1 protein-coding gene is annotated in these 273 nt (G+C 49.1%); it reads right to left on the bottom strand.

Annotated features, from left to right (window positions below; translation table 11 throughout):
- Positions 1-273, bottom strand: a 273-nt coding sequence (locus tag AAEZ03_RS27325) for a peroxidase family protein (protein ID WP_350582980.1), incomplete at both ends; no start/stop codon positions are given.

The following is a 273-nucleotide window of genomic DNA, read 5'->3' on the forward strand; positions in this document are numbered from 1 at the left end:
GCTATAACCCGCATCTTTAGCGGCCTTTTCTATTGCAGCAGCGCCACCGAGAACGATTAAATCTGCAAGCGATACTGTGCTTTTACTTAATAAGCTGTCGTTGTAGTCTGCTTGAATCGCTTTTAGTGTTTTAATCACTTTAGCGGTTTCAGCAGGGTTGTTTATCGGCCAGTCTTTTTGAGGTGATAGTGCAATACGTGCACCGTTTGCTCCACCGCGCATGTCCGAATGGCGGTAGCTTGCCGCAGAGGCCCAAGCCACACGCACTAGCTC

Source organism: Pseudomonas sp. HY2-MNA-CIBAN-0224 (assembly GCF_040310285.1).
Taxonomy (GTDB): Bacteria; Pseudomonadota; Gammaproteobacteria; order Pseudomonadales; family Pseudomonadaceae; genus Aquipseudomonas; species Aquipseudomonas helleri.